Origin of the sequence: Pseudobacteriovorax antillogorgiicola, assembly GCF_900177345.1 — a bacterium.
In the GTDB taxonomy this organism is placed as follows: Bacteria; Bdellovibrionota_B; Oligoflexia; order Oligoflexales; family Oligoflexaceae; genus Pseudobacteriovorax; species Pseudobacteriovorax antillogorgiicola.
Genome location: NZ_FWZT01000041.1, coordinates 1 through 24166 on the forward strand (window position 1 = coordinate 1; position 24166 = coordinate 24166).

Sequence of the window (24166 nt, forward strand, 5' to 3'; positions counted from 1 at the left end):
ATTAAAATGCTCGGATTGCTCCGAGTCTCTTATAGTAGCTTTCAGCTGCAAATGTCGGGGGTTTTGCCCAAGTTGTGCGGGTCGAAGAATGTCAGAGAGAGCTATTGACCTAACGGATGATGTGATCCCCTTTGTACCGACAAGGCATTGGGTCTTATCGGTGCCCTTTGAGCTTCGTTATTGGATGGCTTCCGATGACGATCTTTTGAAAAAAGTGAATGGGATCTTCTGCGCAGAAATCAATAACTATCTCCGCAAGAAAGGGAGAAAACTTGGTGTTAGGGGTGGGGAAACAGGGATAGTGTCGTTTCTTCAGATAGCGGGTGGAGCTCTCAATTTGAATCTTCACTATCATCTTCTGGTCTTGGATGGTCTTTACACTACAGAAGAAGGTGGTAGCCAAATCTTCACTCGTATTCCAGGGATTGAAAACGATGAGTTGGCCTGCGTCGTGCGGGGAGTCTCTCGCCGTGTGATCAAGGATTTACGGAAGACGGGGCGGCTATCAGAGGGCGGTGAAGAGGTTTTTATCGGTGATGACAGAGATGAAGAGCATGAAGCTTTATCTCATCTGAAGAGAGCTTCAGTTTCTAGCCGGATTGCTTTGGGAGCAAGGGCTGGTCTAAGGGTGCGAAGAATAGGAAGTAGCTTCGGCTTTGAGGAGGAAATCCCTAAAAGTCAATCTTATGGCTGTGTATCGATGAATGGATTTTCGATCCATGCTGCCACGTCAATCAAGGCCCATGAAAGAGATCGATTAGAAAAACTTCTTCGTTACTTGGGTCGTGGCCCAGTGTCTCATGAGCGTATAAGCCTCGATGAAAATGGCAATATCCTCTACGAACTGAAAAGCTCCTATGATGGGGCGACTCATGTCATGTTTTCCCCTATGGAATTCATCGAGAAATTAGCATCGATGATCCCACCGCCTTACAAGCATCAAGTAAACTACTACGGTTGTCTTTCTTCTCATAGTAAACTTCGCCCTAAGATAGTCGGCAGTTCAGTAGTCGGGTCCACCGTGCAAGATGATCCGCTGAAAGAAGGTCGGAACTCTGATGGGGTTAAGGTTGAATCGGAGGATGGTTTGGCACCGAGGTATATACCCTGGGCTGAGTTACTTAAAAGGACTTTTGGCATTGATTTAACTGTTTGCCCTTGTTGCGGTGGAAGTGTGCGAGTAATCGCAGCGATAATGGAGGCAAATGCTATAAACAAGATCTTGGATCATGTTGGCCTGGGGGCGGACCCACCACAAATAGGTATGAAGATCGACAAAGAGTATGTTTATGAGAGCTTTTGCTAATAAAGCCACTAATCTTCTATTACCTACAAATTCTCTAACCACCCAAAATTATGACAATCTTATCCTGGGTTTTCGCTAATTTGTTACGACAAGATGAAAAACGGGAAACTGGGTGGATTGATTCACATTAAATTATGTCATAATGTAATAGTTGGTAAGAATCAGAGATCCGAATTTCCTGATTCGTTTTACCTACCCGCGGAAGAGGTGATCCAGGTCATCAAAGATTTGGGGAATTTAATCAAGGATGAGTTGACCGCGGTATTTTGCACTGGTGTCATTAGACCGATATTGAAGTCGCTCTACCAGCAATGTACGGCATCCTAGAAATAACTACCTGATAGCTTACTACAATGATCTAGCCCCTTATGAATCTTGGTCGGGGCAGTTTTCCAAGTCCATCGAGCCGTTGAAGAAAATGGGGTTAGATCGAGAGTAGACGTCATCACCGAAAACTTCTCGATACAAATTTCTAAATTCGGGCTCGCCACCATAAACTACAGGTGAAAGGTCAAAGTCGGCTGCTAGGAGCTGCTTGAAACGAGGCCTCAACTGAGAGGGGGCACAGTCGCCATCCACTTTGATAAGGACGCGGCCTTCGATTCCCTCCAGGTTAGGTAAGACTAGACCGCTGGCCTCATCTAATGGTGAGTAGGAGACAAAGTCTCGACCTATGAACTTTAGGTTCTGGAGTCCTTGGATATGAAGACTCCTGGAACTGGAGTTGGCCAATATCAGCCTTCCTACAGATTCCAAGTCTTCAAATCCTGCCAAAGAAGAAAGGATGTCATTGCCCTCTGAATAGATAGCTCCTGAGACAGTCGTCAGTCCTTTGAATCCTGAAATGGTCTCCAATTTAGGATTATCCAGAACCCATAGGCTCCCCATTGTGTTGACACCGATATCAACGACAAGATTAACGATGTTGAGCCCTGAAAGGCGCAACTGGCCCATATTCTGAGGCCATCGTAAGCCACTGATAGACATGATATTGGGCATCTCATAGAGTTTAACGTCGGCACCTTCTGCAAGATCAATGTGGCTCAGGTGAGAAAGGTCGGAGATTCCTGTGATCCCTTTGAGAGCTAATGATTGACCGATGGTCTTTATAGGCGCTGTTAGTTTGGTAAGTGTCCTCGGAGTCACATGCCCACCGATAAAAAGGCTTTCTATTTCCTCAAAATTCCAATCGGTGATCTCTGGTTCGCCGGAGATACTTAAACTAATCGATTCTATTTTGGTCATTTGAGGGACGCCAGGTAGCATCTCGATCACTTCTGCTCTAATGTCTAGTCGGTCGAGAAACTCTAGCTCATTCAAATCCTTAAAAATCAATGAAGATGAAGGGCCCTCATTCTCGACGAGAATCAAGCTCGACGCTTCTAGTATTGGCAAGTCAACGATTGAATCAGTTTTTGATTTGATGTCCAACTCTAGAGCTCTTCTTAGCCTTGGGAACTCTATTTTCGTGAGTGAATCATTATCGTACACTCTCAGAATGGAGACTTGCCGAAGGGAGCTCAGGCCAGCCATATTCAAAAGGTTGTCGTTGTTTATGATTTCGAGTCTACCGTTAACCTCATTGAGTCCGTTTAAGAAATCAAGGTTGGTTAGACTAGAGTTTGTGATCCGGAAGTTGCCGTTGACAGTGACTAATGATAGTTCTCGACCTTGGCCCACATCGCCTTGTATAGCTCCGTTGCCATTTAACTTTGATATGTACTTGAGCTCTTCATAGACATTGTCTTCTACTGACTTTCCTAATATTAGATCGATTTTCCCATTTAAATCGGTACAGTAATCCATTCTAGGGTCTAGCATTCTGATCGTAATTCCGTCGCTGCGGATGCTACCTGTGCAGAGGCTTCTTATCCCAATGATGGTTCTCTTCCAGTTAGTTTGGATGTTGCCTTTTTTGGCCAGGTATTTTAGATCAAAGAAGCCTTTATCCAAAATAGTGACAGCTCCAGATCTAAACGAGTTTGCTTCGATACAGGGGCTAATCTCATCGTTGTTAGCAAAGTCTCTAATTTGATCATAAGAGATTTCTGTGACACAGTATTCTACTTCGACATCGCGGAACCCACTTGGTACGAGGAAGTCTAAAGCGTAGTTGGTATCAACATAAGCTACGTCCTGACCATTGATGGTCCTGACATCTTGGATCAAGTTGGAAACCATGACATCCAGTTCAGACGAATCGATTCTTAATTTACAAGTGTTTTTCAGTCCAAAGATGTCTTGCAGATAATTATTTTCTATGATTGTGAGATCGTATTCCCCTTGTTGCAGAAGTACATTATCTGGAAGTTGAAGCGAGCCCAGTTGGGCGAGATCAACAAGGTCCCACCCATAGATCTTTTTCTGGCCGGAAGAGATCTCTACAGTGAGCCTGCGTAGTTCAGAGAACTTTGAAGGAGTAAGCTGGTTTTGGAAGAAATCAAGCCGGACTTGTTTGTCACTGGAGTACAGAGCCTCAGGGCATAGGTTGTTCAAGGGAGGAAAAATGATTGGCTCGAGTACAATTGCTTCGGAACTGTCCCGTGACCCATCAAAAATTTGACCGAGAGATTTATTTTTAGTTCGAATAAAATAGGTATGCTCTGGGTTTATCTGTAGACAAGATCGGCTTGAAAAAACATTTTTTTGGAGTTTCCAACCTTGAAGTTCCTTTATGAAAACTTCTAGGTCTGGTTCCTCAATCTTCTTAAATGAAGGGTTAAGAACGGGTCTGAGATTAGCTTCAAGACTTTCGGCTTTGCCACATTCGAGGACCAAGGGATCGTAGGTGTTGCTGGCTTCCTGGCAAGAGAAGCTCATCAGGATTATCAGGGTAACTAGAAATAAGATCACAGGTGTCTCCATGAGTCATTCTGGATACGCATAAATAGCAGGGTGTGGGTTCCTTGTAAATGACAATCTTGTTTACAAATACCCTAGATATAAAATGGCAATTCGTTTAGGAACAGGCGAACAAGTCGGGCAGGTTGCTCCTCGTCCGAGGGTGACAGGGACCTGAAAAAGCCCAAGTTAATCGAATCATAAACTTGGGCTTTTGTGCATCCGTGTGGTAAGCTTGTTTCTGTCATTCGATGTCTAGTCGAAGCGATTAAATACGATCGATAGCTTGTCGGATCCTGCTACTTTAAAGATCTCAAAGTATCCAGACTGGGTTCCTTTGATAGAGCAGGCCTCGACACCGTAACCGAAGTAACGACAGCTCAGGGCGTCGGCTCTAAGAACCAGTTTTTCGTAATTACAGATAGTCTTGTCTTCAGACTCTTGGTATTTTGCTACTAATCCTTCAACGACTTTACGAAGGCCGGCGGCAAGGACGAAGCGACCATCGGACCATCTTTTTTCATCTTGTACACTCACAGTATGGACAGCGCTATCACCGCTAAAGTTATTGAGCAAGCCTGCATAGCAAGCGTTTGGATTAGGAAGCCAAAGCTCGGCGAAATCATTTTCTCTTTGAAAAAGAGGAAACTTGCGAGCATCTTGACTTGATTCAAGAACCACAACATTGGCTGAATCAACGTAGTCTTTGACAACTGCTACAGACAGGTTTCGATCAGAGTCTTTAGCGACGCAAACTATCTGCTCACCGGCTTTACAAACAAAGTCTTCGGCAGTGACGTTCAAGGCTTCGCAGGACTCGTCACCTAGCCGAGACTCTAAAGCTTTGACTGTTTTAAAAGCAAATAGTTCTTGCCAGTTAGGAAGTCGGGAGTCTTGTAGTTCGTAGTATATATCATCAACATTGATGTAGCCAGATGCTGGCTGGTTTTTGACTTGGTCGAGACAGGTAGCCGCTTGAGCAGAGGTCGCTATTACAGATGCGGACAGAATAACTTTCGCAATGAATTTCATAATCTATAGTTCCTTGATTTTGTGTCAATATGACATGTTAGCTTGTGACCGGAATCTATATTAATACAAAATCTTAGATTATCAAGGAATTTTATTAAATTATTAATTTTAAATTTATATAAGGTTTAGCTAAACTCGAATAAGCCACAGCTACCCAAAAGGACTAATCGTGGCTTGTAAGGAAGAGCTTTTCTCTTTGCAGTTAATGGGTTCTTCTAGGTCCAAAACCGCCTTTGGGCCATGGGTATGGTAGGCCGTCACAGCACTAATGCTCACTGAGAGATTCCTGAAAGGCTCGATGAACCGGCTAAAGTTTCCAGAGATTCCATGTAGATCCCAGCAGCATCGCCGTCCTCGCCGATGAGGTCTAAGCGGAAAAAGCCTTGGGTGTCTGCGTTATCTGGAAGCCAGTAGCTGGCCTGCCAAGAGTCGGTTCGAGGCCCTTCGTTGAGAATCACAGCTTGCTCTGTAGAAATCAGAAAAGCTCGGCTTTCAGCTGAGCCTAGATCGAATTGATTTCCATTGCATCCAACAAAGGATTGGTCGTCGGCTGCGTCCAGGCCACAAGAAACAAGAAAGGCCCCTCCGACCTGAATTGGCTCGGAAGCACTGGTATCGGCCACCTGTTGATTTATTTGGCTTTCTTGGCTGTCATTTGTTGAGTCTGAATCACTGCATGCTGTCCCACTTAAAGTGACGATGACTAGCCAAGCCTTAATAAACAAGCCCATAGGTATTCCCAATTAATTGGATGCATGTTTCTTATCGACCGGATCCTGTCTAGTCCTAAGGGCAGCGTCTTTATTTAATTAAATTGGCTCTATAGGCCTCGATTTTATGCTCTGCTATAATCTGATTGATCAGATTTGGAGTATGTTGTGGAGCAAGATCTATTAAGTTATTTGGATTTGGAAGGCTTTAGTTGGGTGATCCTGGATAGAAGCCAGGGCTTGTTGTCCCGCAAATGCTCGATGGAAAAGCTTCTGTTAAACAGAAGCCCTCCTTTTTTTGCGACTTTGTAAGACACTAGGCGGTGGTTAAACCAGGTGTAGAGAGAATCGTTTCTTTAATGGCCTTATAGTAACGAACATAGCCTGTGCATCGGCAAACATGCTCACCAAGGCTTTTTTCGATAGCACTATCGAGTTCAGACTTTTTCACTGGTTGGCGCTTTAGCTCATCCATCAGCAGGGTTGCCCCCATCAAGAAGCCAGCGGTTGAGAACCCGCACTGGAAAGAGTACTCCTTGAGAAAGGCCTGCTGCAACTTATTAGGCTTGCCCTCTTCAGATAAGCCTTCTACAGTGGTGATCTCTGAACCAGATAAGCTAGCCACTGGTGTGATGCATGACTGGGCTCTTTCGAGCTTATTTTCCCCTTCTCGCTTCACAGCGACAGTACAAGCTTTACAAACTCCCATACCACAACAAACCTTAGTACCAGTCAGGCCAAGTTTTTCGTGAAGAAAATCAGCAAGACTTCTTTGGGGTGAAACCTCTTCCTTGATAGTCTTCTTATTTATCGTCAATTGGACAGTAACTTTTTTACTCATGATAGTGACTCCAAGATCTTTTTGGGCTGTATTGGCAGCTGACGAAATCGTTTTCCTGTTGCGTGTGCTATGGCATTGACAATGGCAGGTGGCACTGCATTTAGCACAACCTCAGCCATCCCTTTGGGGGGATCCTGAACCGGCCCTGAAACAATATTGAATTTGACACTTTCCACAGCAACGTCACGGGCTCGTGGAACCATATATCGGTGTAAGTTCCAACCTCCTTGTCCCGGACCGCCCTCGTGCTTAGGAGAATCTTCAAATAGGGTTTGACCAATTCCCATGGCCCAAGCGCCGTGCATTTGCCCTTCAACAATATCTTTGTTTACAACTTGCCCACAGTCTAAGAATGTCTCACCACCAACAACTTTTACCTTTCCAGACTTACGATTCACCTCAACAGCAGCAACCACCGCATAGGGAGTGTAAAGATCAGCCCCCTTATCAAAGTGACTCATAGGAGGATAATTTACCTCACTACGGGTGAGCACTTTAAAGTCTTCCCCTTTACCATGCCTCAGAGCTAATGCATCTGCCTTAAGCTCTTGATCCTGGCCTTCAATGCTATACCGAGCAGTAGTCCAGCCAGCTCGATAATAGGTATGAACCATTGCCCCTGTCACCAGGCCTTTTTTATGAGCTTGAGCTGCTAAGGTTTTCAATGGAATTTTAACCTGCCCAGGAACAGATAGAGCACCATCCTCCCAGCGTATCTGATCTTTTCGCCAAGGAAGTTGTTCCGGAGTTTTTTGCCAAATGGATAGAGCTGCTGGCCATAGTCCATGCTTCAATAGAACTTCGGCTGCCTGGATACAAGCATGCCTCATCTGATAAGCGCCGGCGCTGGCTGCTGTCGACATTGCCTTAAACGGAACCCAACGAGGGTCCTTGGCAAACTTATCCTGATCTTCTTGACTCCTTGCTCGCTTACTATATAGCTTCAAGGCTTCGAATTCAGAGCTAACTCCCATCTTGATCTGGTCTGCATGCCTTCCCAATGGACCTGACAAGGATTGAGGCAGAGTCGTTGCAGTTCCATTTCCCATATCCACTGAGTTGGTGTGCATACTTAACTTACCATCGGCATCGATCATGACCGTCGATAAGCATGTATCACCTGGGTTCTTACCGTAGCTTTTCACCGCTAAGGCGACACCGACCCCGTACAAGGTATCGCCTTTAGAGCGATTTTTCTTATCCCTATCCCGGTTCTTCCAAAGAGACGTCTGCCTAGCTTTTTCTAGGAGAAGATCAGAATTAATCCTAAAAAGCGGTACTGTTCCTGTATGCACTGCCTGAGGATCAGTAATGATATTCTTCATCCGTAGGTCTATCGGATCTATTTTTAACTTTTCAGCTGCCTCATCAACCAAACACTCCATAGCAAAGGCTGCTTGCAAACTACCAAAACCGCGCATAGAACCTGCTGGAACACCAATACTCGGCTTAGCTTGAGAGTCTACCCAAGAGCGAGGGAAAGCGTACCCAGATGATGCATTCCGCCCACCAACATTTTGGACTGCAAAACTATAGTTATTTTGCCCTCCACCATCCAAGGTCATATCTGTATGAAAGGCTTGAAATTTACCTTGCTTATCAACTGCCAGCTTGGTTTTAATCTGCGCTGCATGGCGCTTGAGGCCAGCTTGGAACTGGTCAAAGCGGGAATGAACAACGCGAATAGATTTTCCGGGGTTAAAGATCGCTGCCAAGCATAGGTAAAGAGGAAATTCCGAATGGTCGCGGCCTCCAAATCCCCCACCTGGATAACAAGTATTGACTACAACCCTATCGATTTTAATGCTCTTAGCCTTAGCAAGCATTTTCAAACAACCTTCAGCATCATCTAAGGGAGACTGGGTTCCCAAAGTCATGTGAAGCTCTCTCTTGTCAGGATCATACCAAGCTAACCCGCCTTCTGCCTCCATGAACACTGGATCAACGCTTTGGGTGCCGAACTTTCCTTCAACAAGCTGCCACTTATTGCCGTTTAAATCCTTCTTGATCTTCTCCGCATAGTAGCTAGCTCGGGCATTATTAGAACCATTCAGGTTGGGAGATTGCCAAGGGGGACGGAAACTACCGTCTTTGGCATAGGAGAACAGCTCTTGGCCCTTGTCATCCGTATAGCGCACAATACGACTTGTACCATAGGCCTTCGCCGATTCAGATTTAGTAGATGCCCCAAATTTCAAGTAGCTAGAAATGTCAGCAAGTCTTGGCCTTACATCCAGGAATCGCTCAGTGTCTGAAAAATAGGCTAAGCCCACTGGTTGGCCTAAAAACTGCGGGTCCTTCCCTATTTGAGCCATGACACTAGAGGTAAAAAAGCCATCTGGCTTTATCCCGGCTTTTTCAAGGTCAGGGCTACTGACTAGCCGATCGACACCAAGTTCCTTTTTGATTTTCTTGGAATCGATCCCTTCGAAGACCTTGTTGGCATCGTTGGCACGAAGAATAACCGCTCGTTCTTCATCAAGAGGCCAACCTTTTAAATCTTTAGCTCTGATATCGAAAGCGTAAAGTTTCTGACCCATGACCTTGGCTAGGCCGTCATAGCGAAAAGGTACTTTGTTAAGGTCCTGCCCCCAAGCTTCTGGCGCACCAGAGGGCTGGCCAATGATATTTTCCTTTGCTTTAGCCATGGACAAATCGGTGCCCAGATAATTGATGACCACAGCTGTGGTGCCAATCTTGGTTGATCCAAGGATAAAGTCTCGTCGACTAACCCCAGCTTTAGAGTCTTCGTGCACTTCAGTCTCCTTTAAATATCTACAGTCATTGGGGGTGGCTCCTCCCCATTTTTTTCCAAAGCGTGTTTGGAGCGAACTTCATGACCAACCCCATGGCTTCCAAAAAAGGACTCTTGAATCTCTGCAACAATAGCCAAGGCTATAGCGCAAGGAGACCGGCCCCCTAATGGAAGACCAATGGGGCTATGGACATGAAAGTCCAGCCAAATCCCATCTTCTATCATCTGAAGCTTGCGGCTTCTAGAGCCTAACAAGCCCACATAATCAAACGTTTGGCTAGAGAGATTGCTCAGGATCTCTCCATCCCTGTAATAGTTGTGAGTCATCAAAACAGCCGCTGAGCGGGGACTCACTGGCTTTTGTACCTGGTAACTATTAAAAACCTCTGAGCAGCTTGGAAAACGAGCTTCGTCTTCTGGCTCAATCCTATGATCGTAGATACTGTAGTCCCACCCTAGGGACACAATGAGTTCAATCAAGGGATCTGCGTCAGCTCCGGCTCCAAAGATATGGATATGAGGAACACGGAAAACATCTTGAAGCAAAATATTGACGTTGGACTCAGCTTTCACCTGTAGCTCACCACGATGGCCTTGATTGGCTGCTTGTTTGATAGTAACCAGAGCCCCTTGATCAACCTCTCCAAAAAGGACTGTTTGATCACTCCCTCCACAAACGCGAGAGACCAACTGTGCGCTACTACCACCAGGCTTCCAGATTAGTGCCGTCCAATCCCAATTACCTTGGGATTGGCCAAGCATAGCAGCCTGCCTGGCAGGATCATCAACAATACTTGAAACTTGAAAGGGTTCCAGAAGGATATCGACCTTACCCGGACAACCGGTAGCATAGCCAAACAAAGCTTCATGTTTATCTGTGAGATCAAAAGAAATGAGCCTAGCTTGTCGTTCGTTCAATGCCTTCAGAGCATCCCGATGAATCTGAGCTTCTAGAGATCCTCCTCCCAACAAACCGATTTGACGGACTTCGTCAAGGAGAAGCATGACAGCTCCCGGTTTTCTGTAGGTGGTGCCTTCAGTTCGAACGATAGTAGCTAATACAATCCAAGAGGAGGGATCGTCTTGACTTTGCTGGGCAAGATACTTTTTTATCTGCTGGATTTCTCGCACTACCATCCTCAGACAACCGAGTGAATTTCAATCAGTAAATTAGAGGAGGTTTTGGATGACATTCAAAGCCATCTACCCGCGCCTTGATATGCCCCGTCTCCAAGAGAAGGGGCTCGCAGCAGAGCTGATCAATCCCGAACAGGCCAGCGAAGAAGAAATCGCCAACATTATTTTTGCTTCTGGCATCTCCACCGAAGAACAGGTCTCCGAAATCTCAGGCCGCGGGGTGGGCCTAGATGCTGTAGCCAGTTATATCCGCAGCGGGGGAGGAGATATCCAGATTCGACTCGAGGGCACTCGCCACGGTCCCTATCAGCCCTTTAAGTTTCACCTGGTCATCCCTCTTTTGGTTGACGATCGTTCGGCTTAGGATTCAACAAAGAGTGGGATTTGACAAAATCCATCCCTAACCTAAGGTGTGTAGCCCACTGATTTAAGAATCGGTAAAATCAACGATGCCGAATCCCAATTAGGATCACCCTGAGTCTCGATCCCAACACCCAATTCGGCCACCGCCTCTTCGCTAGTTCTACGATAGGTACTGTTACGAACGACAACAAGATTTTGATCAGGAAAGACAAAAATAAACTGTTCGTGTAAACCAGCCGCGACAAACATATTTTCCGGGGCACCAATCACCTGGGATTCATTCTTGTTAGTCCACCAATGAAGTCCATAGCGATCCAAATCCGGTGCAGCGTTTGTTGACTCCTGCACCCAAGATTCAGAGATAACCTGCTGATCGCCTGTCTTCCCTAGATCCAAAAACAACTGCCCAAATTTTGCATAGTCTCTTGCCGTTGCGTCTACACAGCAATAAGTCAGGTAGTTGCCCTCTCCATCCTTCCACCAATCGGCGTTGACCCCTATGGGCTGCCAAAGATGATTTTCCGCATAATCAGCTAGATCCTCTCCTGTCGCCTGCTGGATAACCTGGGCTAGCAACATGGAATCACCGCTGGAGTAATTAAATCTTTGACCAGGCTCATAGGCAACCGGACGATTCAAGGCGTAGGCTAGGTGGTCTTGACTCTCCAATGCCATGACAGGAGCTTGCTCATTTTCATTCCAATCTAGGCCGGACCTCATCTCTAACAAATGGCGAAGAGTGATATTGTCAATCTTAGCATTTTCCCAGTCTGGAAAATAATCACTTAAAGGCACCTCGAGGCTATCGATCTCACCTCTATCTAAAGCAATACCCACAAGAGCGCTGGCCATACTTTTCGCCATCGACCAACTGGTACCTAAACTATCCTTGTCCTTGCCTTCCTCGTACCACTCGGCAACAATGCGGCCATTGCGCAGAATCACGAGAGATTGAGTGTTCTCAGCAATGTTAAAGGCATAGTCTCTTGCCTGCTCTAGAGACTCGGCTTCCATCCCCTCTTCTTCGGGCCCAGACAGCTTTAGTTGGGGAATAGTTGGGCTACTTTGGTCCTTATCTTTTTCTCCACAGCCTATAAATAATGCTGTAATGACACCTAAGCTCAGTCTAACTATCGTGGAAGTCTCCCTAGTCTTTGATTTTTGATCCTTGATTTTGAAAAATTTAAGCACAAGCCAGTCGTGGCTTCAAGTCACAAAACAACTATCTTTCCATTAGAATCCCAATTGGCAAGGACTAAGTTCCCTGAAAATAGACTCTTAGATTGAATTTGCAGATATAAATCCCTGTGAACTACATGACGAATCTAAAAACATTCATTAAAACTTTGATATTTCAATACTTTCTACTGAATAGTTTAGCTTAAGGGATTATTTCTATACATGTTAGTTTCAAAAAAAGTTATTAGCCATCTTGTTTTATCTAATCATAGAAGTTGTTTACCAAGTCTTTGGGAACCTAGCATTTGTGGCACTTGTCTTGCTTTTTTCTTTTAAGCACAAGAAAGGAACAAGGACCATGATTAGTAAACTCATTTTTTTAGCTACCGTGCTAACAGCCTTTGGCTGTGACTCCAATAAACTTTCCAATCGAGCACCCCAACGAGCCCCAGCCAGCGCAGAACAAGCTGACAAACAAGCAACACCTCAGCAGATGGATCCTGCTCTGTTAAACATTGAAGACTTTCTTAAAAGCAAGGAAACAAAAATTAAATTTTCTGCAGCTGGCCAAGCCAACGGCATGACAGCTTATGTCATGAAAGTTAAGCAAGCTATCGATCATGAAGATCCCGATGATGGGACTTTCGAACAGGTCGTGACTCTTATCTACAAAGGAGCCGACCGTCCCACTGTGTTCGTGACTCAAGGCTACAATAACTTGATATTTGGACAGGTTGAGTTAGCTAAAATGTTCGATGCCAATCAAATCGCTGTCGAGTATCGCTATTTCGGCGAGTCTATTCCACAAGATAATTTCGAGCATCTTAATATTTGGCAGGCAGCGACGGATCACCATGAACTGATCAAGATGTTTAAAGAGCACTTTACAGGCAAATGGCTTACCACAGGAGCGAGCAAAGGGGGTATGTCAGCAGTATTTCATCGTCGCTACTATCCTAATGATGTGGATGTCACAGTCCCTTATGTAGCTCCTATTTCCTATGCATCGCCAGACGTACGCTATATCGAATACCTAGATAATATTGGCCCCCAAAGTTGTAAAGATTCCCTGGCCAATTTCCAGTCAGCAGGATTGCAAGTGAGGCAGGAAGTTGAAACCATCATGACTGATTTCTACACAGAAACTGATCAACCCACAGAAGATGTACCATTCGCCTTCGAAGACATGATTGTTGGATTCCCTTGGGGATTTTGGCAGTATTCTAGCGTGGATAACTGCCCTAACCTGCCGGATACTAATAGCCAAGCCACAGACTTCGCGAGGGCCCTACTGGAGCCACCTGCCTCGGGTGATATACCAGAACTTGAATTTGATTTGGTGTCAGAAACCTCTTTCGACTTTGATCTGAATCCTCCTTATCTCTACCAAGCAGCTCGAGAACTAGGATCCCCGCTGCAAATTGGCAACATAGATGCCATCGCCGATTCATTGACCTTCATTACCCCCGAAAGCTTGCAGAATATTCCACAAGACCCTACTCATGATCCCTCTGTTATGGAAGATATTCAAAAATGGGTTCAAGATGAAGGAGATCGCATTCTGTTTATTTATGGAGAAAACGACCCTTGGACAGGGAGCCCCTTTGATCTGGGTAGCAACGATAAGATCTTTAGGTATATAGCTCCTGCCGGTAACCATGGGGCCAACATAATGGGGCTCGGGCCAGAGGATAGGCAGCAGGCAATGGCTCAGCTTTCCCAGTGGCTTGAAGAACCAGCACAAAGCACCGATCTGGGATTGACCTACTCGAATCAAAAACAGTTTCAAGTCCAGATACAAACAAGGTCCAGTATATTACGAAAATATTTTTATAAGAAGAATCAACTTGATTAAAGGACTCTATCATTGCCCTATCAAAGGGATAACCAAAGGAGCCTAGACATGAGTCTAGGCTCCTCAACTTTCTTCAAGTATCGATCCTTATCTTCATTAGCCGGATTACGAATCTCGCAAGTTTCATCTACCAACCTTGGAGATAAAGTATCATCATTTGTTGGATTGAAAAAATGGTCGGTCGTCAGGAAAGATGTGTACGATGGCATTAGATTTCAGCACCTGAATCAGCCTTTGTATCTCGTCGAACTCCTTCTGAAAGGCCTCATCCCCTAAGTATTGACCGTGACCATCTACAATTCGGAACAACTGACAGTCAGTTTGAACGGGTCCTGAACCCATGAACTCTCCGCAAGGGGGCACAAGGGCATCGTCTTCAGCGAAGACCTTTTGCAAGGCAAGAGGTTTAAAAAACGGATCGTGAGACCACAGATAATAGCTTTCCTTAAGAAACTGCACATGAGCCTGCAATTCATTGAGGGCCACCTGGCCATCAATAGTTAGATAATTTAACTCTAGACCGTTGAAGGTATAGTTTTGGTCCACTAACCTAGTCAGGATACGCCCTATCCATTTATATCGATCCATCGCAAACTCGTTTGCCGGTCCAGCTAATTCTTGACTATAGAATGCAAGATCATCTATGGCGAGGAAATTTTGATAAACCGCCTCCTTGATGACTTCGGCACCCGCACCAACCATTCGCTTAAAAGCACGCTCTTGGAGCTCTTCAGCTTTCGCCTCACCGTAACCCATGGCATGAGCCAGTTCATGAATTCCCAAGGCGAAGATCTGTACATAGTAGTTACTGGCATCCAGTTTGCCTGCAAGCTTGCCGGTATTGAAACAGATCCCATCATCGGGATCAAAACGAGCGTCCTTATCAGCTTGTTCGGAAATACAATCTTGGGTGGCGACCACCTTGGTGTCTTTCAGCACCTGAAAGACGTCCTTATCCTCCAAAAAAAAGTGATCAACCAATTCCTGATCAAAGTCATTATCCATTATAAAAGCCAGCCTTTGAAAATTGAGGAAGGCCGCCATATCGCTCTTCAGGTACTTGACCGTCAATTCCACCAGTTTTTCTTCAATCCCTGGCGCTGTAATCGTGCCACCTCCCCCACTGGTCATGCCTCCTGTCAGTGGGGCCTCTTCTTGAGGGCTACTGTTGTTATCATCCTGGGCACAGGAGGTTAAAAATGGTAGCCCAGGAGCGATTCCCAGCCAGGCGAATATTATGGCATAGTTCAATCTTTTCAAAATCATCTTTAACTCCAGATTCCTGTTCTTGCGACATTCGGAACCTAGCAAACCCAATTTCGACTTAGTAGGTGATTACTCTCAGGTTTGCCAAACAAACTTGTCAAAATACTCAACATTGGAGATCACGCTATTTAGACACCTTAATTTCTATGTGTAATTCTTGTGGGTTAAGATAGATTAGGAGCTTAAGCGGGATGGAAGCTCCTCTTGAAAAGGAGCATTAGAGTCTATATTCAGTTGCAATCAATAACACTGCCCGGAGAATAATAGACCTCGAGGACTTCACATTTCAAGCAGCGCCCTACTGCCATCCAGCCTTGCTGATTGAAAACGTAACCAGATGGTGTGCCAACTCGTATATTGAAATCTCGAGTCTGCCCCGAGGAAATCCAGATTGATTTTAATGCAGATTCTGATATCCGTTCAGCCCGATTTAGCACTTGCGTCTACTGCACAAACAATCGATTGTGTTTCAGGATCAAAGTTCAACTCGTCGTCAACCACAAGTGTACCAGAAAGATCAATGGCACCATTACTTGATCGTTCCGAGCTCAGGTTTGTTACACACCCGCAGGCATTGAGCTGGTAAGTCGCGTTGCTCATAACACATCAGCTCATTATCCAGCAGTGCAGCCAAGCAAGCGTAAGCGAGGCAGACCAAAGAAAAAAGGTGAAAAAGTAAAACTAAATTCTCTCTTTAGCCAGTTTGATGAAATTGCCATTGAATATGGCGATAGTCGCTATCACTGCATTGACCTTTATTGGCAGAGCGCAGGAAGATTGATCCGATTTGTTCTCGTAGAATCATCAAAAGGTCGAGCCATTTTAATGACAACAAAGATGGACATAGCTCCAGAAACAGTCATCGATCTCTATAAAAGTCGTTGGTTAATTGAAACCGGATTCAAGCAAGCTATTCATACTGTTGGTACTTTCAATTATCATTTTTGGATGAAAGCCATGAAGCCTATTAAGCGAGGGCAAAACAAACAATATTTGCACCGAGAGGCCGCCGAGTATCGCGATAGCGTAACTAAGAAAATAAACGCTTTTCATATCCATATCCAAGCTGGTTGTATAACTCAAGGGTTGTTGAAGTACTTAGCAATCAAATTCAAAGATCAAGTCTGGTTTTCTTTTAAAGGTTGGCTCCGTACTATCAATAGCTCTATAGAACCTAGTGAGCTAGTAGTCTCTAGTGCTCTCAGGTCAAGCCTTCCAAATTTTATAGGAGCAAATCAAGATGGGGTCGACTGGGTGAAATTTATGGCTGATAAGACTGACCCTAGTAGAGAGGGACCTCTAGCTAACGTGGGTTAGCAAGAACTTGCCTCTCACCAGTTCTTAGATCAAACATCGCTATTCACTCTTGTTTCAAGAAAGAAATAATCTATTTTACAGGAGACAACGGTGATTATTAGACATTTAGTACTTCTAACGCTCTTTCTGGGACTTTTAAGCGCACAAGGTAAGGCAGAAATTGGTGAAGTATCGGAAACATCTGTTACCTGGGCCCTTGGTGTGGTTGATAACCCTAGTGATGACCCCATTCGTCCTCTTTTGGAGAACCGTAGTTTTAGTTTACCAAAAGAAGGACAAATCAATGGAAGTGTTACCTGGAGCAATATCCAAGCAGGAGAGGGCGGCAAACTAGATGTTGGAGGTGCCTCACGTTTCTATGTAGCAACCGAGATCGATGTTAAGCCAGGAGAGCATATTTACGTCCAAGGTGATCGGATCATCAGCTTCTATACTAACAATGCCTGGAAGAAAAGTGGCGATGTCTATGGGAGTGGCACAATTCGTATTCCTTTGGCTACGAAACCTGGCAAGAATCTGCTTGTAGCATATGGGTTCGGATCATGGAGTACGCCAGAGATTAGCGTTTATAAGACTATTGATCGGGTTACCTTTAACACTGATGATCTAACCAAGCCCGATTTACGAGTAGGAGACGACAGCACTCTATGGCTCGGATTGCCTTTGTTAAACTTAGGTTCTACTCCAGTTAAGAATGTCGAAGCATCTGTTTTAAAAGGCCAGTACTTCAAAGGATCTACAATAGTTCACAGATCAATTGGATCTGCTTCCATGACTCAGCTTGCTTTCAGGCTAGAACCACAAGGGCCTTGGTCTGAAAGCTTAGTTGATCAGCCTATTCCTGTTGAAATCGCAGTGAAGTCGAAGAGCCTTAATCGCATATATAAGCGACTGTTTCACCTTAAGATTGTTAGTAGGCGCCAAAACCATGCACGAACTAAGCGCTCAAAAGTGGACGGTTCAGTTCAGTTTTATGGCGTTTTACCACCTAGTGAGGAGCCTGAGGTAGAAAAGCCAGGGATGATTCTGTCTTTGCATGGTGCTGGTGTGCAAGCTACGGGACAATCTAATGCCTATTCGGCGAAGTCTTGGGCATATTTAGTGGCTCCTACTAATCGCAGACCTTTTGGGTTTGATTGGGAAGAATGGGGGCGGCTTGATGCTCTAGAGACCTTGGAGGATGCTGAAAACGCCTTCAATACCGATAAAAAGAGAACGCATCTTACTGGGCATTCGATGGGTGGGCATGGAACATGGCATCTTGGAGTGAACTATCCAGATAGATTCGGTGTTGTCGCTCCAAGTGCAGGATGGATTTCTTTCAATACCTATGGCAGTAGCCCTATTGCATCGGGTGTATTGGGAAGAGCACGGTCGGCGTCCATCACCACTAATCTTGTTAGTAATCTCAGGAGTAATCTAGTGTATATCATCCATGGTATGGATGACCAAAACGTTCCTGCGCAGCAAGCCGAAACTATGTTCAAGCTTTTAGAGCCAATTGTTGACAACCTAACCTTTCATCGTCAGGAAAATGCGGGACATTGGTGGGATGTCAATGAAGAAGCAGGATCTGATTGTGTCGATTGGGAGCCTATGATTAGCTTGATGGAACAAACAACGATTCAGGATAAGAGGGATTTTCGTTTTATAAGCACGAACCCTTCAGTTAATGGCAAGTACTCCTTTGTTAAGGTCAGTTCAGCTTGGTCCCCCCTTGAAAATGTTTCTATAGCTTCATCTCAAGTAGGAAATCAATTGGTGTTAGAGACAACGAACGCCAGATCACTTGAAATCAACTCCAAGATGCTGGCAGGTTGGGGGGTAGGCTCTTTGTCGGTTGATGGTACGCACTATGATGTCGATGAGAAAAGTACAATTCTTGTAGGTGATCAAAGCGGTAAACGACAAGATCTTTATGGACCTATGAATCAAGTCTATCACAAGCCATGGTGCTTTGTTTATCAAGAGACAGGTTCCCGTATTTATGAAGAATATGCTTCCTATCTAGAAACCCAATGGTCGATTATTGGCAATGGGCAATCTTGCTCCTTACCTTGGGCTGCCCTGGATGAAAAAACAAGAGAGCGTTTTAACCTTGTCTACCTAGGAATCCCTTTCAATGAGTTAGATATTCCAGCTCAGATGGAAATTAGCTGGCAGAAAGATGAAATTAAAGTAGGAGATAAGATTCTTAGAGACTCTATGCTAGGTCTCATTTTTCCAGAGAATAATAGGCTTTCAGCTGCATGGACTGTGACATCTGGGAGTGAGTATCTGCTATTTAGGTACCAACCTTTTTCCTCTCGGAACGGGCTGGCTGATTTCCATGTTTTTAATGGAGAAGGGTCAGTACTAACTGGCTTCTTTGATGCTAACTGGCGCTATTCAGACAAATTGACTGAAGTCTTGAACGATAGTTCGCAGTAATAGAGAGATAGCCTGAGTTTCTCGGGCTCAATATGTCCCCCCTCTTCCATATTTGCTCTTTCAAAGTAGGTATAATGTTCCTACATTAGTAAATCGGACTCTGGTGCAAGAATTGACTGTAAATGGTATAGTCCCCGTTAATTTTTAACCAAGAGATGGCAATATACCATGATACCTAAAGATAGTCGGTTCAAATGGAAGAAATTCAATCCAAAATCACTCTTCCTTGTTTCAGGCGGTATCTGCGCTATTCCTTTACGTGATCACAGAGGATCAAGAGTAAAGTTCAAAGGAATTTGGGCAGCCCACAAGACGATCCGTGGCACGAAACTATGCACATGATTAGGAAGAGGCAGGTGCTGCCTCACGGATCACATATGGAACAAGTAAAGTTCAATGACGAATTCCAAATCGTGGCCTAGCAATCAGTCGCTGAAGTTCCTTTTCACCCTATGCTGGTTGTCGCACCAGAGACGATACAAAATAGGAGCAGATCCACCCCTTTAAAGTCTAAACTCCCCTAATTAGGTGTATTTGGAGTCTGGTCTGTTTGCCTAGATGTATCTGAAATAACATTAGCCAAGAGCGAATTCAGAATGAGGACGTTTCCATTGGCATAGTATCCGACAAAGTTTATGGCTGCTTCGGCCAAAAAGGTGTCTACATCGATTTCATTTGGGCTGCTGATTGAAAAACCATGCCCTAGTTTAGGTCTGTTGCCTAGGTCAAAGATAGTTATTGTTGGATCACCGCTGCTAATGCTTAATACATAGCTTGTGAAGTCATCGGCAAAGGCTGGATTTCGTTCATCGAAATTCTCCCCTATTAATCCACAGCCTAAGGTCAGCTGTTCTCCCGTCGTTTGGTTATGATCAACCAAGCTGCAATCTAATTGATAACCAGGAAGCCCTCCATGCTGTTCAGTGGGTCTTGTAGGGGTAGTTCTTGTGACAACTGGCTTCGTTGCATCAGCTGATCCTACAACGCGATGTTCTTGAGAACTGAAGGAATCTTTTTGGCATGAGGTAAATAGCAGAAACATGGCAATTAAGGATAGAAATTTCATGAGAATTCCCTTTCAGAGCTAGTTGTCTTTCGAGCTTTATCTTGTATAAGCCCCTTGCACCAAGGCCTATCTACAATGTCAGAAGCCAGTTTTGATACATCATAGGAGCTACCCATGCTCATTTTTAGACTCAGGCTGGAATACTCAGCGAAGTAGAATTTTGCTAAAGTGAAATTATTGTGCCTCAGGAACCAGCGACAGAGCGCCAGTGGTGCTAGCAAAGTAAAATCTGGAATAGAAAAGGATGTGGGAAGATCAGAAACCTCTGTAATTTTTCCTAACCTTACGGAAAAATCTATTGATTTATCGTAGCAGAGAGATAAAGTTTTCAGGAACTTTCTCATCATTTTAAGTTCTGGATCATCAGACTGAGACCGCAGTTGGATCTTTGTCTTAGGAATTAAGTTGATGAAAGCACTCTTGGGATGAGAAAAAGTTATGAGCATAGCTTCCAATTTATAGCTTTCAGGAACAGAACAAGAAGTCTTAAAAACCAGACTCAGCATTTCTTGAAAGTTTTGACCTTGGTCGATATCTTTCCTGAGTAGCTCCCATTGTAATTCTAAACGGTCGGAATCATTCCAATAGGGCTCCTGTAGAATGCCTTTCCCTAACATGTCCATTGGAAGGCGGTAGGCCGAAAGCCTTTTGCACTTAATCTCGTATAATAAGGCATGGTTTCGATAGACGAACTCCTCATCAGATGAAGCTGTTTCAAAGTGATTTAAGGCCATACCTATATAGCCTAGGCGATATGCTTTGATACCAAAAAGAAACTCTTGATAGCTCTCACCAAAGGGAGTGATTTTAGGGGAAACTTGTATGGCCCTCTGCTGGAAAATTAAAGCTTTCCAATAGTCCCTCTCCACGAAATGTATTTGACTCTTGGCCATACATAGCTGCCCGTACAGAACAGAGGAATGGGAAGATTTTTTTTGAACTCCATTTATTTTAAGTATAGCTGTCCCAATTTCCATGAGGTTAGATATCTGCTTCGGTTTTAGGTGCTTCAAGTCTAGATGCATGGAAAAACTAACCATAACATTGATAAAGCACTCCATCTGCTCAGTGGGTTCAGCGCTACTGGAAAGCTGTTGAACCCTGTCCAAAGCGAATTTTGCTCTATCTTCATTGCTCGGAAATGCATTTTTATCTAACTTTTCCATCACAGCTAGGCGCAGCTTCTCATATTTATTCAGATTCCACATGATCACCCTTTCGACTGAGATAACTTAGCAGCAAGAAGCAATCCACAGAATCAAGCTAAGGATTTCGAACGTTTATTGCTGACATTCCTGATAAAACTACTGCCACTGGATAAAATATTTGCACCTTCAGGGGGCTTTTCGACTACTCCTCCCCCCAACTGGTACAATTTACCTTCTGATAGCTTTCCGTTTTATAGTTTTCCATTGCTCGGGTTCCACTCCCGGTCGTTTTTGCTTTCTTTGCAAAGAGTTCTCAGGTTTTGGTGTTCTATTCCTAAGGGATAACTTCCCGACCGGTTGATTTGGACTGAACTCAATAGCTTTTTTGCTAAGCCGAGCCCGCCTGCTTAGAAATATTGTCCCTGCCTCACTCTGATTTAATGTATATCGAATACCCTTGACCTGGCTGAAGTCAAAGGCACCCTCAGACACCGAGGCAAGTTTCCCCGAAAGCTCAGCAATAGGCAGCACCAGAGTGTCGAAAAGCAATGGTTTGTATAAGAGGGAATTCCCTGCAAATTCAAAGTCACGGTTAATAATATTCGATAAACTCAAGATACTCGAAGCGAGGATTGGTTTCGAAAGGCTTTCATCAGCTGCAACCAATTGAATAGAAAAATCCATTTCGATGGCTGGCGCACAGTTTTCTTGGATAATAGAGATATTACAAATTTCTCTTCTGGCAATGGGAATGCTAAGGGTTTGATACTCACTCAGGTCTTTCTCATCTTCCCAAAGGTTTGACTGATAGAATAGTACTGATGAAGATGTTTGCCAGGTTAGTTCGACTAAGTTCCTTAATTCAACATCTTGGATATTGCTAGAAAACTCTATATATTCTTGGCCGACAGTACCAAGCGAACTGACTTCGTCTACGAATGCAGACTGGGTATAGTCAGTCGTCTCTCTTAGTACCTTACCTATGTCATCCAGTTTACTTGGCAAACGGTAAATCGGGTCAAAAATGCGACCAAACTCTGGTTTCTTTTGTGCTCCAAGAAAAGCTCTAAAAAAGCTTGAGACAAGGGCTCTTGTCATTGTTCGTTGGGCTTCAGACCCTTTAACCCCTTTGAGCGCTCCAATACCGAATTCTTCTCCCTCAGGACTCAAGGGAGCTGTATAGTCCCAAAGTTCCTGTTGTTCTCCTTGACAAAGCCTAGCATCAGTATTTTGCCATTCGGTATTAAAAAAGTTGTGATTCGCCCCAAGTAGAGTGGTAATCGTCTTAAAGCTCGTACCTTCCTTCTGCGCAGCTAACCTTAAATATGGATTGATACCTCCATAGGTCGAGACATCACCATCACAAGCACCAATGAGAACCGCCCAGGGAATACCGCCTGGATCAAATGCCTCGACACCGGTGCCAAAATCTACAGGAGCAATCTCATAGATGGCCCTAACTTGAAACTCCCCTGGCTCATCGTATATGTTATAAAATGCCCGGACGGTTTCGCCACCTCTAGAGTGACCAACTAAGCCTAGTTGATTAAAGTCGAGCCTATCACCGAGAGGGACATCAGATTTAATGTAATCAATATTTTTTCTTAAAAGAGCAGCTCTTTTCCTTATTAGAAGTGCATCATCTTCAAATAGGCCACTAACTCCTTGAACACCAAGGTTGGGGTTAATAGAGACCACCGCATAACCCCAACTGGTAAGCTGTCGGGCAAGATACTCATAACCCAAATGGCTCGGAGCCTCGATTTGTCCTTCTGGACATGCACCTGTTAAGCGATACTCGACGCTAACATCGACCCTTGGATCTCCAGGATCAGCTGCTTCGATACCACAGGATGAGTGGTTTCCAGTAAAAATAACTATCACGGGAAACTTCTCATTAGGATCCACACCAAGGGGAAGATAGATCATCCCACGGGCATCAACATTGACTTCAGGTATCGGGAGCACAACTGGATCAACCCCAGGTTCTGAAGCATATGGTGTGTTTTGAAATTCATAGGGACCATACTCCAAGGGATCAATATCTTCGAGTATTTGGCTTTTCAGACGAAACTCCTCCTGTAAGGGTGCTTTTGATGGGTCACCATCCTCTTCAGATTCATTGCTTAATTGTTCCGTACGTTGCGCCTTCCTATAATTTTGCTTTTCAGCGCATGCTCCTTGAAGTCCTACTACCGTCACGCTAAGCATTGCTAGAATCCAAAGCATCGCCAGCCTCCTTTCATTTCTTTGTAAACGTGCCTTGCCTTTCACATTACAAAAAACAGGCCACCGATGGACCTCATTTAGAACAATGATTACAAAGGTTTATAGAGATGAAAAACGAGAGCTTAGGAACGAAGTGGTCCAAAGGGATTGATGAGGCAGAAGCTAGAAGAGGATTGTCGAAGGCTTTTTAGATACTTAGGGGATTAATAGGCAAAGCTGACAACCTTATTGATAGGATGCTATTGGAAGAGTGAAGGATAAGGGTATGTTTATACGGTAATATCACGAGAGAGCTATTTACTACTGCGGCCACCTTCGTTCGAGAAACCTAGAGCCGCGAATCCATGCTTTATCGAAGATGAAGGGAAATTTGTTAAGTTAGTCTTCAAGCCCCATTTTTAAAACCGTCGAATGATCAAACCTTGGCCTTCCATTTTTCTAAGAATTAGTATCTCGTGTTGGAAGAACTTGCACGATACAGAGATACTTCACCCTCACGTTTGATGTCATTCCGAACGCAGTGAAGAATCCCGTGTTGGAGGCACTGAGATCCTTCTCTTCGATCCGGATGATGGTTCTTCGATTAGAGTTACGACTAGGTTCTGTCTGACGAATACCTAAAAATGGTGTATGATCCTCGAAACTTCTAGGAGACACACCTTGGCTGGTCGTTTTGAGCTCACGGATGAGC

18 protein-coding genes are annotated in these 24166 nt (G+C 44.5%); 5 read left to right on the forward strand and 13 right to left on the reverse strand.

Features of this window, described 5'->3' with window-relative positions; all coding sequences use genetic code 11:
- Window positions 1–1306, forward strand: a 1306-nt coding sequence (locus B9N89_RS29970; RefSeq protein ID WP_143478303.1) for a transposase, incomplete at its 5' end; no start/stop codon positions are given.
- Between the two features lie 366 nt (window positions 1307–1672).
- On the opposite strand, the gene B9N89_RS29975 is transcribed toward B9N89_RS29970, so the two are convergent.
- The 6 genes from B9N89_RS29975 to B9N89_RS30000 all read right to left on the reverse strand — a co-directional run bounded on the left by B9N89_RS29975 (window position 1673) and on the right by B9N89_RS30000 (window position 10616).
- Window positions 1673–4159, reverse strand: coding sequence for a hypothetical protein (locus B9N89_RS29975; RefSeq protein ID WP_132326131.1), 2487 nt, complete (start codon window positions 4157–4159; stop codon window positions 1673–1675).
- Between the two features lie 243 nt (window positions 4160–4402).
- Window positions 4403–5179 (reverse strand): hypothetical protein, encoded by a 777-nt coding sequence (locus B9N89_RS29980; RefSeq protein ID WP_132326129.1) that lies wholly within the window; start codon window positions 5177–5179, stop codon window positions 4403–4405.
- A gap of 272 nt (window positions 5180–5451) precedes the next feature.
- Window positions 5452–5910: a hypothetical protein gene (locus tag B9N89_RS29985; RefSeq protein WP_132326127.1), complete on the reverse strand. Its 459-nt coding sequence runs from the start codon at window positions 5908–5910 to the stop codon at window positions 5452–5454.
- A 295-nt stretch (window positions 5911–6205) separates the two neighbouring features.
- Window positions 6206–6730 (reverse strand): (2Fe-2S)-binding protein, encoded by a 525-nt coding sequence (locus tag B9N89_RS29990; RefSeq protein WP_132326125.1) that lies wholly within the window; start codon window positions 6728–6730, stop codon window positions 6206–6208.
- Window positions 6727–9486 carry a xanthine dehydrogenase family protein molybdopterin-binding subunit gene (locus tag B9N89_RS29995; protein WP_132326123.1) on the reverse strand — a complete coding sequence of 920 codons (2760 nt, stop codon included), beginning with the start codon at window positions 9484–9486 and terminating at the stop codon, window positions 6727–6729. Before B9N89_RS29995 ends, B9N89_RS29990 begins: the two co-directional genes overlap by 4 nt.
- Before the next feature lie 11 nt (window positions 9487–9497).
- Window positions 9498–10616 (reverse strand): XdhC family protein, encoded by a 1119-nt coding sequence (locus B9N89_RS30000; protein ID WP_159455741.1) that lies wholly within the window; start codon window positions 10614–10616, stop codon window positions 9498–9500.
- A 55-nt stretch (window positions 10617–10671) separates the two neighbouring features.
- Here B9N89_RS30000 and B9N89_RS30005 point away from each other — a divergent pair, with 55 nt between their 5' ends.
- On the forward strand, window positions 10672–10986 hold the full coding sequence (locus tag B9N89_RS30005; RefSeq protein WP_132326119.1) for a hypothetical protein: 315 nt from the start codon (window positions 10672–10674) through the stop codon (window positions 10984–10986).
- Window positions 10987–11027: 41 nt separating this feature from the next.
- Here the strand turns inward: B9N89_RS30005 and B9N89_RS30010 are convergent, their stop codons facing one another.
- Window positions 11028–12176, reverse strand: a complete 1149-nt coding sequence (locus tag B9N89_RS30010) for a serine hydrolase domain-containing protein (RefSeq protein ID WP_132326117.1) — start codon at window positions 12174–12176, stop codon at window positions 11028–11030.
- A 346-nt stretch (window positions 12177–12522) separates the two neighbouring features.
- On the opposite strand from B9N89_RS30010, the gene B9N89_RS30015 reads away from it, so the two are divergent.
- On the forward strand, window positions 12523–14019 hold the full coding sequence (locus tag B9N89_RS30015; RefSeq protein WP_132326115.1) for a S28 family serine protease: 1497 nt from the start codon (window positions 12523–12525) through the stop codon (window positions 14017–14019).
- Between the two features lie 153 nt (window positions 14020–14172).
- Here B9N89_RS30015 and B9N89_RS30020 read toward each other — a convergent pair whose 3' ends face one another.
- Together B9N89_RS30020 and B9N89_RS30025 are read right to left on the reverse strand one after the other, a co-directional pair.
- A complete protein-coding gene (locus tag B9N89_RS30020) occupies window positions 14173–15285 on the reverse strand; it encodes a hypothetical protein (protein WP_132326113.1) in 1113 nt (370 codons plus the stop codon).
- 420 nt (window positions 15286–15705) lie between these two features.
- Window positions 15706–15885 carry a hypothetical protein gene (locus tag B9N89_RS30025; RefSeq protein ID WP_132326111.1) on the reverse strand — a complete coding sequence of 60 codons (180 nt, stop codon included), beginning with the start codon at window positions 15883–15885 and terminating at the stop codon, window positions 15706–15708.
- A 24-nt stretch (window positions 15886–15909) separates the two neighbouring features.
- Between B9N89_RS30025 and B9N89_RS30030 the strand changes: the two genes are divergently transcribed.
- Both B9N89_RS30030 and B9N89_RS30035 read left to right on the forward strand, forming a co-directional pair.
- Window positions 15910–16602, forward strand: coding sequence for a transposase (locus tag B9N89_RS30030; protein WP_159455742.1), 693 nt, complete (start codon window positions 15910–15912; stop codon window positions 16600–16602).
- Window positions 16603–16692: 90 nt separating this feature from the next.
- The gene (locus B9N89_RS30035) at window positions 16693–19032 is read left to right on the forward strand and encodes a prolyl oligopeptidase family serine peptidase (RefSeq protein ID WP_132326107.1); all 2340 of its coding nucleotides are present in this window, start codon (window positions 16693–16695) and stop codon (window positions 19030–19032) included.
- Between the two features lie 520 nt (window positions 19033–19552).
- Here B9N89_RS30035 and B9N89_RS30040 read toward each other — a convergent pair.
- The 4 genes from B9N89_RS30040 to B9N89_RS32030 all read right to left on the reverse strand — a co-directional run.
- Window positions 19553–20098, reverse strand: coding sequence for a hypothetical protein (locus tag B9N89_RS30040; protein WP_132326105.1), 546 nt, complete (start codon window positions 20096–20098; stop codon window positions 19553–19555).
- Window positions 20095–21306, reverse strand: coding sequence for a hypothetical protein (locus B9N89_RS30045; protein WP_132326103.1), 1212 nt, complete (start codon window positions 21304–21306; stop codon window positions 20095–20097). Before B9N89_RS30045 ends, B9N89_RS30040 begins: the two co-directional genes overlap by 4 nt.
- A gap of 168 nt (window positions 21307–21474) precedes the next feature.
- Window positions 21475–23475 (reverse strand): alpha/beta hydrolase, encoded by a 2001-nt coding sequence (locus B9N89_RS30050; RefSeq protein ID WP_132326101.1) that lies wholly within the window; start codon window positions 23473–23475, stop codon window positions 21475–21477.
- A 438-nt stretch (window positions 23476–23913) separates the two neighbouring features.
- A partial coding sequence (locus B9N89_RS32030) for a hypothetical protein (RefSeq protein ID WP_234996203.1) occupies window positions 23914–24166 on the reverse strand: 253 nt, incomplete at its 5' end.